The sequence below is a fragment of the Dietzia sp. SL131 genome, assembly GCF_026672565.1.
Classification (GTDB): domain Bacteria; phylum Actinomycetota; class Actinomycetes; order Mycobacteriales; family Mycobacteriaceae; genus Dietzia; species Dietzia kunjamensis.
Genome location: NZ_JAPPRI010000003.1, coordinates 223,510 through 235,774 on the forward strand (window position 1 = coordinate 223,510; position 12,265 = coordinate 235,774).

The window sequence follows — 12,265 nt, forward strand, 5'->3', positions numbered from 1 at the left end:
ACTAACCAAACGCTTGCTTGGTAGGCTAGCACGCATGACGAACATCGATCTGGGTCTGGCGGGGAAGGTCGTCCTCGTCACGGGGGGCGTACGCGGCGTGGGCGCCGGCATCAGCACGGTCTTCCGGGAGGCCGGCGCGGTGGTCGTCACCTGCGCGCGCCGGCCCGCCGATGAAGGCTCCGACGTGGCCGATCTGGAGTTCCACTCCGTCGATCTCCGCGACGCCGAGGCGGTGCGCGCGATGATCGACGGCATCGTCGCCGACCACGGGCGGCTCGACGTGGTGGTGAACAACGCCGGGGGCGCACCGTTCGCCCTGGCGGCGGAGGCCAGCGCCAACTTCCACGCCAAGATCGTCGCCCTCAACCTGCTGTCGGCGTTGACCGTGGCGCAGGAGGCCAACCGGGTCATGCAGCCGACCGGTGGGGCGATCATCAACATCTCGTCCGTCTCCGGGCACCGGCCCTCGCCCGGCACCGCGTCGTACGGCGCCGCAAAGGCGGGCGTCGATTCGCTCACGCAGTCCCTCGCGGTGGAGTGGGCGCCCGCGGTCCGCATCAACTCCGTCGTGGTGGGTCCGGTCAAGACCGAGCTGGCCGAGATGCACTACGGGGACTCCGACGGCGTGGCGGCCGTCGACGCGACGATCCCGATGGGCCGGATGGCGGACCCGCGGGACGTCGGCCAGGCCGCAGCATTCCTGGCCTCGCCCCTGGCCGCGTACATCACCGGGGCCGAATTGCTGGTCCACGGCGGCGGCGAGAAGCCTGCGTTCCTCTCGGCGTCCACCGCCGACAACAAGCACTGACCACCCACGAACAAGGAGAACAACCATGGGAATCTGCGACGGACGCGTCGTCATCGTCACCGGCGCCGGCCGCGGGATCGGCCGCGAACACGCGCTGGCCTTCGCCGCCGAGGGCGCCAAGGTCGTGGTCAATGACCTCGGGGCGGGCCTGGACGGATCGAACGTCGGGGAGTCCCCGGCCGAGCAGGTCGTCGCGGAGATCAAGGCCGCCGGCGGCGACGCCGTGGTCAACGGGAACGACATCTCCTCGTGGGAGGGGGCCCGCGAGCTCGTCCAGCAGGCCATCGACACCTTCGGAGGGCTCGACGTCCTGGTGAACAATGCCGGCTTCCTGCGCGACAAGATGCTCGTCGGCATGGGGGAGCAGGACTGGGACAACGTGATCAACGTCCACCTCAAGGGCCACTTCGCGCCGCTGCGGCACGCCGCCGAATACTGGCGCGCCGAGTCCAAGGCCGGTCGCCCGCGCCAGGCCCGGGTCATCAACACCTCGTCCGGCGCCGGACTGTTCGGATCGGTGGGCCAGGGCAACTACGCCACGGCCAAGGCCGGCATCGCGCTGCTGACCATCCAGACCGCCGCCGAGATGAAGGGCTACGGGGTCACCGCCAACGCCATCGCTCCGGCCGCGCGGACCCGCATGACCACCTCCGCGGGGGAGGGAATGGCCTCGCAGATGGCCGCGCCCGAGGACGGGTCCTTCGATGCCATGGACCCGGCCAACATCTCGCCGCTGGTCGTGTGGCTGGGCTCCGAGGAGTCGGCGCAGGTGACCGGTCGGGTGTTCGAGGTCGAGGGCGGCAAGGTCACCGTCTGCGACGGGTGGCAGCGTGCCGCGTCCGAGGACAAGGGTGCTAAGTGGGAGCCCGCGGAGCTCGGGTCGCTCGTGCCCCGTCTGCTCGACGAGTCGCCCACCCCGGTGCCGGTCTACGGGGCTCGCTGACTCCGCCACGACAACGAGGAACCCCGCACCGTGATGGTGCGGGGTTCCTCGTTTCGCGAGCCGGTTGGGGCGGGCGAGGTCAGGCGCCGGGCTCCGGGCACTGCTGCGCGTCGACGGAACCGAGGCCGGCCAACTGGTCGACCTGGGCCTGCGGGAGGTCGCAGACGGTCGGCAGCGGCGGCAGGCCGGGCAGCGGCGGGAGAGCGAGAGTCCCGTTCGCGGCGGCCGTCGCGACCATGGCGCCACCTCCGGCGGACGCTCCCAGGGCCAGGACCGGGAGCAGGCTCCCCGTGCCGCTCTCGCCGAGGCTGGCGAAGCTCTCGAGGGAGGCGAGAGCGCCCATCTCCGAACCCAGGTTGGTCGAGAAGGTGCCCTGCAAGGAGCCGTTCTCGAGCGACCCGGTGAGCGCGGTGAGCGAGCCATTGACCTCGGTGAGTTCACCGAACGAACCGGTGATGACCTCAGCGCTGCCTCCGGTCGATCCCGTGATCAGATCGGAGCTCTGGCCCGTCGATCCGCCGTTGCCCGAGAGGGATCCGGAGGTCTCCGAGATGGAACCGGACAGCGCCGGGAGGATGCCGCCCTCGGCGATCGAGCCGATGATCGGGTCGGCGGAGTTGCTCTCCACCGACCCTGCGAGCTGGTTGGCGGAACCGTTGGTCAGCGACCCGGCGATGCCCTCACCGACGAGCTCCGCAGAGCCGCCGATGCCCTCGGTCGAACCGTCCGGGAAGTTGGCGGACAGCGGGGGCAGTTCCGCGGAGCCGCCGAGGAGGTTGAGTTCGGTGGACAGCGGCGACATGCCGGTGGAACCCATGCCGTCGGAACCGGTCAGGGGCTCGAGGTCGGACGAACCGAACTCGGCGGAGCCGCCGAGCAGGTTGGTGGACAGCGGGGCCATCTCCTCAGAGCCCACGAGCGGCGCGAGGTCGGACGAACCGAATTCCGCCGAGCCGCCGAGCAGGTTGGTCGACAGTGGGGCCATATCGTCGGAACCCACGTCGCCGGAGCCCGCGAGCAGCTCGGTGGACAGCGGCATCATCCCGAGCGAGCCCATGCCCGTGGACCCCGTGAGAGGGGCCAGGTCGGACGAGCCGCCGAGGAGGTCGCTGCTGCCGAGGCCGGTGAGGTCGGACGAGCCGGCGAGGGGCTCGGAGCTCAGATCGGACGAGCCGCCGAGGAGGTCGCTGCTGCCGAGGCCGGTGAGGTCGGACGAGCCGGCGAGGGGCTCGGAGCTCAGATCGGACGAGCCACCGAGAAGGTTGCTGCTGCCGAGGCCGGCGAGGTCGGAAGACCCCTCCAGGGGGCTGAGGCCGGCGGAGCCTCCGGCGAGGTCACCGGCGGAGCCCGTGAAGGGGTCGAGGATGGCCCCGATCGGGTCCAGTAGGTCCCCGATGCTGCCGAAGTCCTGGGCGCTGGCCGTACCGGTCGCCCCCGACACCGCGAGGGTCGCGGCGGCTGCGATCGCGACAGCCCGTGTTGACCTGTTCATTAAATCCCCTTTTCCTGAGAGCAATCCCCCGGGATCGCTGTTCATCCGCATACGTACTGCTTGAGTCGTCGGCTACAGGTGAGAATCCCCTAAGGAAAGGGCGGTGTCAATGGATTGATAAGGATTTGGTGCAGAAGTGTCACCTGGGGTCAATGGTGCCAAAAACGGCTGAGGCCGGGGCTCCCGGTCGGGAACCCCGGCCTCAGCCGGTCGCCTCGGTCAGGTCTTCGGTTCGCAGATGATGACCGGGATGACCCGGCTGGTGTTGGCCTGGTAGTCGGCGAAGTCCGCGTAGCGCTCGACGAGCCTGGGCCACAACTCGGCGCGCTCGGATTGGGTCGCCTCCCTCGCCGTCATCGCGCGACGACTGCGACCCACCTGGACGGTGACGTTCGGGTCGGCCAGCACGTTGTAGTACCACTGGGGATGCTTGGGGAGGCCGCCCTGTGAAGCGACGAGCAGGACCCGGTCCCCGTCTGGGAGGTGGAGCAGCGGCACCGTCCGCGGCTCGCCGGACTTGCGGCCGGTCGTCGTCACGAGGCACACGGGCACCGGGGCCCGCAGTGCGGAACCCACTCGCCAGGAGCCGCCGATCCGCCCGCCGGACACCCGGTACGCCCACGTGTTGACCCGCGACATCACCTTGATGACGCCCACGACCCACGGCGCGCCCCGCCGCGGGTCGTCGACGCCGGTCTCGGGTGTGGGGCCGGGACCGGCTCCGCTCACCGGTTACCGGCCATCGGTGCACGGACGATCAGGTGCTTGCCGGGGAAGAACGCGGCGAGTTCGCGGCGGCTCTCCTTGAGCGACCGGAGCCCGAAGCCCTTCTTGCGCTCCTCGGGGCGGATCCAGATGGCCACATCGACGTCACCGTTGTCGATCTGCTCACCGAAGACGAGCCCGATGGGCGCGTCACGGTCGGTGTCGACCGCCACGAACCACATCGCCGACTCGGCCTCGATACGGTCCAGACCGTTCCGCAACTCCTGCTCGGTCTTCTCCCGGTCCCAGGTCCCGCCGGTCGCGGACGTCTCATCGGACGAGCGTGCGTGATAGAGGGACGTATGCTCCTCGGACTCGGTGAAAGGCCGGAGGGTGAAGCCCTGTCCGGCCCCTCCGGCCGACCCTCCGGAGGGGGAGCCGGCGAACGCCTCGAGTGGGGCCCGCAGGACCTCGCCCGCCTCGGTGGGGGACACCGATAGCAGGCTTGCGATGGCGCGGACCGCGTCCTCGGGGCCGTCGGCCGACGACACGGCGGCGAAGACCTCCCGCCGGCGGTTCGCGGCCGTCTCGATGGCGTTGCTCATGTCAGATCCTCTCGATGATGCTCGCCGAGGCCTGGGCGCCTCCCGCGCACATCGTGATGAGGGCGCGTTCGCCGTCCGTGCGCTCGAGCTCGTGCAGGGCGGTGGTGATGAGCCGCGACCCGGTGCTGCCGACGGGGTGGCCGATCGCGATGGCCCCTCCGTTGACGTTGACCTTGTCCATGTCGGGCCCGTGCACCTGCGCCCAGCTTAGGAGCACGGAGGCGAACGCCTCGTTGCATTCGAAGAGATCGAAGTCCGAGATCGACATGCCGGAGCGGTCGAGTACCCGCTGGGTGGCCTGGACCGGGCCGTCGAGGTGGTACTCGGGCTCGCCGCCCACGAGTGCCTGGTGGAGGATCCGTGCCCGCGGCGTCAGTCCGTGCGCCCTGGCCACGTCCTCGTCCATGAGCAGGACGGCGGCCGAACCGTCGGACATCTGACTGGAGGTGCCGGCGGTGTGCAGTCCGCCCTCCATGACGGGTTTGAGTGACGCCAGTGCCTCGGCGGTGGTGTCGCGCAACCCCTGGTCGCGGGTGACCGTCACCGTCTCACCGGTGTAGGTGCCGTCCTTGAGGCGCTCGGGGGCGTCGACGGCGAAGGTCTCGCGATCGAAGCGGCCCTCCTCCCACGCGCGCTTCGCGTTGGCCTGGGACCGGACACCCAGTTCCTCGAGGTCGGCGCGGCTCAACCCGCGGCGCTTCGCGATCCGGTCGGCCGCGGTGAACTGGTCGGGCAGGTCGACGTCCCAGTCGTCCGGGCGCGGCATCCCGTTGGAGCCGTCGCCGACGGCGGCGCGCAGCGCGATCCAGCTCATCGACTCGACGCCGCACGCGATCCCGACGTCCATCGCCCCCGCGTGGATGAGGTTGGCGATGAAGTGATTGGCCTGCTGCGCGGACGAGCACTGGCAGTCGATGGTCGTGCACGCCGTCTGCCACGGCAGTCCCGACGCGAGCCAGGCGCCGCGGGTGACGTTGTTCCCCTGGGCGCCGGCCTGGGTGACGCACCCTCCGACGACCTGCTCGACGAGCGCGGCGTCGATCCCGGCGCGCCGGATGACCTCCTTCTGCGAGGCCCCCAGCAGGTGCGCGGGGTGCAGGCCCGACAGTGCGCCGCGAGCCTTTCCGATCGGGGTCCGGACGGCCTCGACGATGACGGGATTTCCCATGGATGCGCTCCTTCGGAAGCAAGGTTAGAACGAGTTCTAGTTTACGTCACCCGGCGGGGGATTCCGAGTTCGCGGTGCGGGGGGCGACCGGGCGCTCCGGGCGATCAGGAACGACGACCCAGAAGTGAACGTGTTCCAGTATGGTGCCTATAACGTGTTCTAGATTACATTGCGGGGTGAGGGCAGAGATGTCCCGGCGCCGTTCGAGCACGAGACGCAATCAGACGTGGTCAAGGAGTGCCAGTGCAGCCAGTCACCATTCCCGAGGGGTTCGATTTCACGGATCCGGAGCTCTACGAGAAGCGCCTACCGCATCCCGAGTGGGCCCACCTCCGCCGGACCGAGCCGATCTGGTGGTGCGCCAAGGACCCCGGGGTCGACGGTTTCGACGACGACGGATACTGGGTCGTCACCAAGCACGAGGACGTCAAGGAGATCTCGCGCCGGACCAACGAGGTCTTCTCCACCTTCGAGAACACCGCCATCCCGCGCTTCGCCCCCGGCACCGAGCGGGAGATCGTCGAGCTCACCCGCCTGCTGTTCATCAACCAGGACGGCGAGGAGCACAAGAAGTACCGGCGGATCATCTCGAAGGGGTTCACCCCGCGCAACATCGAGAAGATGCGCGAGCACCTCGCCGAGAAGGCCAAGAACATCGTCGAGACCGCGGCGGCGAAGGGCAGCGGCGACTTCATCGTCGACGTCGCCTCCGAGCTCCCGCTCCAGGCGATCGCCGAGCTCATCGGCATCCCGCTGGAGGACCGTCACCAGATCTTCGAGTGGTCCAACCAGATGACCAGCTACGACGTCCCCGGCAAGGTCGAGGAGTCGCAGATGGCCAACGCCATGGTGCTCTCCTACGCCCAGGAGCTGGCCACCAAGCGCGAGACCGACCCCCGTGACGACCTGGTCACCAAGCTCATCCAGGCCGATGTCGACGGCGAGAAGCTCACCTCCGACGAGTTCGGCTGGTTCGTGGTCCTGCTCGCGGTGGCGGGCAACGAGACCACCCGCAACGCCACGACCCACGGGATGATCGCGTTCCTCGAGAACCCCGACCAGTGGGAGCTGTTCAAGCGCGAGCGCCCGGCGACCGCCTACGACGAGATCCTGCGGTGGGCCTCCCCGATCACCTCGTTCCAGCGCACCGCCACCGAGGACGTGGAGATCGGCGGGGTGACCATGAAGAAGGGTGACCGTGCCGCGATCATGTACGGCTCGGCGAACTTCGACGAGGACGTCTTCTCCGATCCGTTCACGTTCGACATCACCCGCGACCCGAACCCGCATCTGACGTTCGGCGGCAACGGCCCGCACTACTGCATCGGCGCCAACCTGGCCAAGCTGCAGATCGAGCTGATCTTCAACGCGATCGCCGATCACATGCCGGACATCACCTCGCTGGGGGACTCGACGCGTCTGCGTTCGGGTTGGCTCAACGCGATCCAGGACTGGAAGGTCGACTTCAAGTGCCCGGTCATGCACTGACCTGACACAGCGAGCCCGACACAGCGAGCCTGACACAGCGAGCAGCCAGACCCGGCCCCCGGCCGGTCAGCCCCGGTCCCGCCTGTTCCGCAGGCCGGGCCGGGGCTCTCGTCTCGGGGGAGGGGTGACCTTGTCGTCGTCGGCGTCGTCGTCCGACCTCGCACACACCCCGAACCGATCCCGTCGGCCCCATCGAACAGGCAAGGTGAGCCCCCATGATCGACCACCGCACCGTCGACCGTGACGGCGTCCGACTGCACTACGTGGTCGCTGACCCGGACCCCCGACCCGCCACGGCGCCGACCGGCGACGGCCCCGGGACCGTGGTTCTCCTGCACGGTTTCCCGCACTTCTGGTTCACGTGGCATCGCCTGATCCCCGTCCTGACCGCGGCCGGATGGCGGGTCATCGCCCCCGACCTGCGCGGGATGGGCGGGTCGGACGCGCCCTCGGACGTCGCGGCCTACGCCCCGCGTGAGGTCGTCGACGACGTGGTGGCCGTCTGCGATGCCGAGGACGCGGACCGGGTGGTACTGGTGGGCTTCGACTTCGGCGCCGGCGTCGCCTACGACACATGCCACCTCGAACCCTGGCGGGTCCGCGCGGTGATCGGGATGGAGAACCCGTTCATGAGCACCGCCGGGTCGGTCCCGCCCCTGGAGGCGTCCGCGATGATGGCGCAGAAGCACTTCCTCCACCTGCACTACTTCGCGCAGCCCGGTGTGGCCGAGGCCGACCTGGCGGGGCGCGAGCGTGAATTCCTCACCCGCGTCTTCTGGGCATTGTCGGCGGATTATCGGCTCTTATGACTCATGCGTGGGCCTTTTGGCGGCCGGGGAGGGTGGGACGGTGGCCGCCGAGGTTGAGCATGGCCAGGGCGATGAGGGCCTCTGGTGAACGGAAGCCGAAGGCCATTCGGGTGATGAGGCGGATCTTGGTGTTGACCGATTCGATGAGCCCGTTGGAGAGGCCGTGTTCGATCGAGGCAAGGATCTCGGTCTTGTAGGTGCAGATGGTGCGCTGCAAGTGGACGAACCGTTCGATGCGGCATCGTCTGGCCCAGCTGATCCACGCTTCCAGGGCGTCTCTGGCCTCGTCGATCGGGAGTTGGAAGATCAGACGCAGGCCTTCTTTGAGCAGGTAGGCGCGGTACAGGGTGGGTTCGGTCTTGGCGATCCACGCCAGCTTGGCACTCTGCCGGGTGGTGAGATTCTCGGGGTTCTTCCAGAGCGCATATCGGGCGTGCTTGATGTCCCGGGCGTAACCGCGGGCCCGGTTGACCTTGTTGGCCAGACGACGTTCACGCAGTTGCCGTTTGTCGCCGCGGGCCTCGTGGGCGTGTCAGATGGTCTGTGTGAGTTGAGCCGGAGGAGGAATCATGAACGCTATGGCTGTTGACGACCACGACGCTACGGATGTATCAGATGCTGCTGGGCTTCGCCGGGAGGTGTTCTCGGATGCGCTGATTGATCACGTACTCGCCGAGACCCGTTCGCGAGGGTTGGAGTTGACTGGCAAGGACGGCTTTTTGAACGAGATGCTCAAGGCCGTCCTTGAGCGGGGCATGGGCGCCGAGCTGACCGAGCATCTGGGCCGCGATGCCCACGCCCGTGGCGGGGACGGAAACCACCGCAACGGCACTTCGCGCAAGACCGTGGCCACCGAGGTCGGCCCGGTGGAGCTGGATCAGCCCCGCGATCGGCAGGGCTCGTTCGCCTCCCAGCTCGTCCCGAAGGGCGCCCGCCGGCTCGGCGGGCTGGAGGACCAGATCATCTCGCTGTACGCCGGCGGAATGACCGTCCGGGAGATCGAGCACCACCTCGCGCGGACCCTGGGGGTGGAGCTGTCGCACGAGTCCATCGCCAACGTCACCGACGCGGTCATGGACGAAGTCGCCGCCTGGCAGCACCGCCCGTTGGAGGCGTTCTACCCGGTGGTGTTCCTGGACGCGATCCACATCAAGATCCGCGATGGAGCCCACGTGAAGACCCGCGCTGCCCACATCGCGGTCGGGGTCGATCTTGAGGGCGTCAAGCACGTGCTCGGCATCTGGGTGCAGGCCAAGGAAGGCGCGGCGTTCTGGGCCAGCGTGTGCGCCGAACTGGCCAATCGCGGCGTCAAAGACGTCCTGATCGTGGCCTGCGACGGGCTGACCGGACTGTCCGAGGCGATTGCCGCGACCTGGCCTTTCGCCGAGGTGCAGACCTGCGTGGTGCACCTGATCCGGGCCTCGATGCGGTTCGTGTCCTACAGCGACCGCAAGAACGTGGCCAAGGCACTCAAGCCGATCTACACCGCCGCCAACGCCGAGGCCGCCAGAGCCGCACTGGAGGCCTTCGCCGAATCGCCGCTGGGCGCCAAGTACCCCACCGCCGTCAGGTCGTGGGAGGCCGCCTGGGAGCGGTTCATCCCGTTCCTGGCCTTCGGCCCAGCCACACGCAAGCTGATCTACACCACGAACTCGATCGAGTCGCTGAACTACCAGCTGCGCAAGATCACCAAGAACCGCGGGCACTTCCCCAGCGATGCCGCCGCGATCAAGCTGCTATGGCTAGCCATACGCAACATCGAGGACCGACGAGACCGAGAACGCGCCAAGGACGCTCAACGCCGAGCAGACGGCCACGCAGGCCCCCGGAAATCGATCCCCAGACTCGTCGAAGGCGCCACCATCCACGGTTGGCGAGCCGCACTGGCCGAACTCGCACTGGCCTACCCGGAACGCTTCGACCCCCACATGTGACAGACATCACTAACCAAAACTCACACAATTATCTTGACAGGCTCGGCCTCGTTCCACACCTGTCGACGCACTTCATCCAGGGCATCGGTGGCCCACTTGACCACGTGGAACGGATCGGTACAGCGCACCGCCTCGGGGCACGCTCGGGCTACGACGTCGCCGATCCACTTCGCCCCGTCAGCGGTGACATGGGTGATCTGCCCACACCGGTCGGCCCCGAGAGCGTCGAAAAACGCCTGCACGGTGGCTTTGTCCCGGCCAATGGCAACCCACACCAGGCGACCGGTGTCGTGATCGACCACGATGGTCAGATACTTGTAGTTGCGCTTGTAGGAGATCTCGTCGATTCCGATCCTCCGCAGACCGGCCAACGGATCGGTACCGGCGACGGTGTCGGCCCAGACGCGGGCGATGATCGACCCCACCGTGCGCCAGGCGATGCGCATCAGCTGGCACGTGGCGCTCTTGGAACACTGCGTGGCCAGCCACGCGACCTGCTGGTCAAAGGGTCTGGTGTGACCGGCGCCGTGGCGGGCCCAGGGCACCTGACGCACAGTGGGACCGTGCACGGGGCAGCTCACTCGCGGCGAATCGGCCTCGAGAAACACCATCGTTGAGCCCATATCCAGACTGCGCCAGCGGCGTCGGCCAGCGCCGTTGTCGTACCGGGCCGCCGGCGTCCCGCAGACGCCGCACCGGGCCCAGTACCCCCTTCGAGGGCGAACATGTGCGACCACGATCTGCTCGTTGTGGTCGAACTCGACGTTCTCGATAACCGTTCTCTCGACGCCCAGCACCGCACGCCATAGGCTGACACCTCGCACGCCGTTCTCCGCTCTTCGGTTTGGACTTAGACACCCAAAACCTAAGCCGAGAACGGCGTGCTTCTACCCGAGATCCACCGAACGACCCATGGACAGGTCACAAGAGCCGGATTATCACTACCTCGACGTGTGGCAACATCCGCCGGGCTCCACCTATCTCGACGCGCTGCCCGAGGCGCCACCGCTGCCGTGGCCGTGGCTGTCGGTCGAGGAGATGGACACCTACGAGGAGGAGTACGCGCGCACCGGGTTCGCGGGGCCACTGCAGTGGTACCGGGCGATGGACGTGAGCTGGAACGCGCGACAGGAGTTCGAGCGGCAGACCAACCCCGTGCCCTTCTACTTCCTCTATTCCGAGCACGACCCGGACCTCGAGGGCTTCCACGGCCGCGACCCGTTGACCAAGCTCGACCGCTACCACGACGACGTGCGGATGGTCCGCGCGATCACGGCGCCGGCGGGACACCTGATGCATCTGGAGGCCACGCAGGACACGCACGGCGCGATCCTCGCCTGCCTGGACGACGTCGCTGCGCACCTGCCCGCCTGAGGGGCATCACGCGCCGAAGCGCCCCGTGCAACTAGCCGCTGAGGCCGTACTTCTCGCCGAAGCGGGCGATCGACTCGATCTTCTGCTCGGCCGTGCAGTCGTACCCGTGGCCCTCGATCAGCCACGGCATGACGATGATGTCGGTGACGCCGGCCTCCGCCAGCTCGGCGAAGCCCTTCGAGCCGTAGCGGTCCAGGCACACCACCTGGATGGCGAAGCGTTTGCCGTCGCCGCGGTCGGCCAGCGAGCGCCCCTGCTCTTCGAGCAGTTCGCCCAGGCGGGTGACGGTGGCGACGATGTCGTCGAAGCCCATCATCGCACTGGTCCAGCCCTGGCCTACGCGGGCGGCGCGCTTGAGCGCGATCTCGGTGTGGCCGCCGACGTAGAAGGGGACCTGCTCGGACGGCGCCGGGGTGAAGATGAGCTCGTCGAAGTCGAAGTGGTTGCCGTGGAACTCCATCCACTGGCCCCGCAGGCCCTCGCGCAGGATGGCCAGCGACTCGTCGGTGCGTTTGCCGCGGCCCTTGAACGGCGCGCCGCACCATTCGAACTCGTTGGGGTCCCAGCCGATGCCCACGCCGAGGTCCAGCCGGTTGCCGGTGAGCAACGCCACCGACCCCACCTGCCGGGTGAGCAGCAGGGGGTTGCGGGGGCCCACCTTGAGCACCTGCGGGCAGAAGCGGATCCGGGAGGTCGCCCCACCCATGGCGGCGCAGGCGATGAGCGGCTCCACCCACTCGGTGTTCTCGTCCCACATCCGGGAGCCGTCCGGCGTGTACGGGTAGTCCTTGTCCTGACGCCGCGGGTGGAACAGGGAGTCGGGCAGGACGATCCGGTCGATGCCCGCGGCCTCGGCGCCGTGTGCGATGTCGAGGTACTGGTCGACGGGGGAGAAGGAGACGGGGACGGAGAACTCGACGTCCGCTACGCGGCTCATGG

Annotated in this window: 11 protein-coding genes and 2 pseudogenes; 6 read left to right on the forward strand and 7 right to left on the reverse strand. The window is 68.3% G+C overall.

The features are described from left to right. The first annotated feature begins 34 nt into the window (after positions 1 to 34). Together OVA21_RS01715 and OVA21_RS01720 are read left to right on the forward strand one after the other, a co-directional pair. Complete coding sequence (locus OVA21_RS01715; RefSeq protein ID WP_163375488.1) at positions 35 to 808, forward strand: SDR family oxidoreductase; 774 nt, start codon at positions 35 to 37, stop codon at positions 806 to 808. Between the two features lie 25 nt (positions 809 to 833). Then, positions 834 to 1,751, forward strand: coding sequence for an SDR family oxidoreductase (locus OVA21_RS01720; RefSeq protein WP_256820079.1), 918 nt, complete (start codon positions 834 to 836; stop codon positions 1,749 to 1,751). Positions 1,752 to 1,830: 79 nt separating this feature from the next. Here the strand turns inward: OVA21_RS01720 and OVA21_RS01725 are convergent, their stop codons facing one another. From OVA21_RS01725 to OVA21_RS01740, 4 genes are all read right to left on the reverse strand, one after another. Next, positions 1,831 to 3,243: a hypothetical protein gene (locus tag OVA21_RS01725; RefSeq protein ID WP_268091642.1), complete on the reverse strand. Its 1,413-nt coding sequence runs from the start codon at positions 3,241 to 3,243 to the stop codon at positions 1,831 to 1,833. 219 nt (positions 3,244 to 3,462) lie between these two features. Next, positions 3,463 to 3,972, reverse strand: coding sequence for a nitroreductase family deazaflavin-dependent oxidoreductase (locus OVA21_RS01730; protein WP_326493457.1), 510 nt, complete (start codon positions 3,970 to 3,972; stop codon positions 3,463 to 3,465). Beyond that, positions 3,969 to 4,553, reverse strand: coding sequence for a GNAT family N-acetyltransferase (locus OVA21_RS01735; RefSeq protein ID WP_268091643.1), 585 nt, complete (start codon positions 4,551 to 4,553; stop codon positions 3,969 to 3,971). Before OVA21_RS01735 ends, OVA21_RS01730 begins: the two co-directional genes overlap by 4 nt. Position 4,554: 1 nt before the next feature. Continuing rightward, positions 4,555 to 5,721: a steroid 3-ketoacyl-CoA thiolase gene (locus OVA21_RS01740; protein ID WP_120284542.1), complete on the reverse strand. Its 1,167-nt coding sequence runs from the start codon at positions 5,719 to 5,721 to the stop codon at positions 4,555 to 4,557. A 243-nt stretch (positions 5,722 to 5,964) separates the two neighbouring features. Between OVA21_RS01740 and OVA21_RS01745 the strand changes: the two genes are divergently transcribed. After that, a complete protein-coding gene (locus tag OVA21_RS01745) occupies positions 5,965 to 7,209 on the forward strand; it encodes a cytochrome P450 (RefSeq protein WP_096906029.1) in 1,245 nt (414 codons plus the stop codon). Between the two features lie 215 nt (positions 7,210 to 7,424). Then, entirely contained in the window at positions 7,425 to 8,018 is a 594-nt protein-coding gene (locus OVA21_RS01750; protein ID WP_268091644.1) for an alpha/beta fold hydrolase, read from the forward strand. A 1-nt stretch (position 8,019) separates the two neighbouring features. On the opposite strand, the pseudogene OVA21_RS01755 reads toward OVA21_RS01750, so the two are convergent. After that, positions 8,020 to 8,544, reverse strand: a pseudogene (locus OVA21_RS01755) (ISL3 family transposase); the annotation flags it as partial. A 52-nt stretch (positions 8,545 to 8,596) separates the two neighbouring features. On the opposite strand from OVA21_RS01755, the gene OVA21_RS01760 reads away from it, so the two are divergent. After that, complete coding sequence (locus OVA21_RS01760) at positions 8,597 to 9,952, forward strand: IS256 family transposase (RefSeq protein WP_216824164.1); 1,356 nt, start codon at positions 8,597 to 8,599, stop codon at positions 9,950 to 9,952. Between the two features lie 44 nt (positions 9,953 to 9,996). Here OVA21_RS01760 and OVA21_RS01765 read toward each other — a convergent pair. Next, a pseudogene (locus tag OVA21_RS01765) lies at positions 9,997 to 10,776 on the reverse strand (transposase); the annotation flags it as partial. Between the two features lie 88 nt (positions 10,777 to 10,864). Between OVA21_RS01765 and OVA21_RS01770 the strand changes: the two are divergent. Continuing rightward, positions 10,865 to 11,326, forward strand: a complete 462-nt coding sequence (locus tag OVA21_RS01770) for a hypothetical protein (protein WP_268091645.1) — start codon at positions 10,865 to 10,867, stop codon at positions 11,324 to 11,326. 31 nt (positions 11,327 to 11,357) lie between these two features. On the opposite strand, the gene OVA21_RS01775 is transcribed toward OVA21_RS01770, so the two are convergent. Continuing rightward, the gene (locus OVA21_RS01775) at positions 11,358 to 12,263 is read right to left on the reverse strand and encodes a TIGR03619 family F420-dependent LLM class oxidoreductase (RefSeq protein WP_268091646.1); all 906 of its coding nucleotides are present in this window, start codon (positions 12,261 to 12,263) and stop codon (positions 11,358 to 11,360) included. Positions 12,264 to 12,265 lie beyond the last annotated feature (2 nt).

Excerpts from the sequence above, each read along its gene's own strand:
- OVA21_RS01715 (WP_163375488.1), top strand. The coding sequence starts at position 35 with ATGACGAACATCGATCTGGGTCTGGCGGGGAAGGTCGTCCTCGTCACG.
- OVA21_RS01720 (WP_256820079.1), top strand. The coding sequence starts at position 834 with ATGGGAATCTGCGACGGACGCGTCGTCATCGTCACCGGCGCCGGCCGC.
- OVA21_RS01725 (WP_268091642.1), bottom strand. The coding sequence starts at position 3,243 with ATGAACAGGTCAACACGGGCTGTCGCGATCGCAGCCGCCGCGACCCTC.
- OVA21_RS01735 (WP_268091643.1), bottom strand. The coding sequence starts at position 4,553 with ATGAGCAACGCCATCGAGACGGCCGCGAACCGCCGGCGGGAGGTCTTC.
- OVA21_RS01740 (WP_120284542.1), bottom strand. The coding sequence starts at position 5,721 with ATGGGAAATCCCGTCATCGTCGAGGCCGTCCGGACCCCGATCGGAAAG.
- OVA21_RS01750 (WP_268091644.1), top strand. The coding sequence starts at position 7,425 with ATGATCGACCACCGCACCGTCGACCGTGACGGCGTCCGACTGCACTAC.
- OVA21_RS01760 (WP_216824164.1), top strand. The coding sequence starts at position 8,597 with ATGGCTGTTGACGACCACGACGCTACGGATGTATCAGATGCTGCTGGG.
- OVA21_RS01770 (WP_268091645.1), top strand. The coding sequence starts at position 10,865 with ATGGACAGGTCACAAGAGCCGGATTATCACTACCTCGACGTGTGGCAA.
- OVA21_RS01775 (WP_268091646.1), bottom strand. The coding sequence starts at position 12,263 with ATGAGCCGCGTAGCGGACGTCGAGTTCTCCGTCCCCGTCTCCTTCTCC.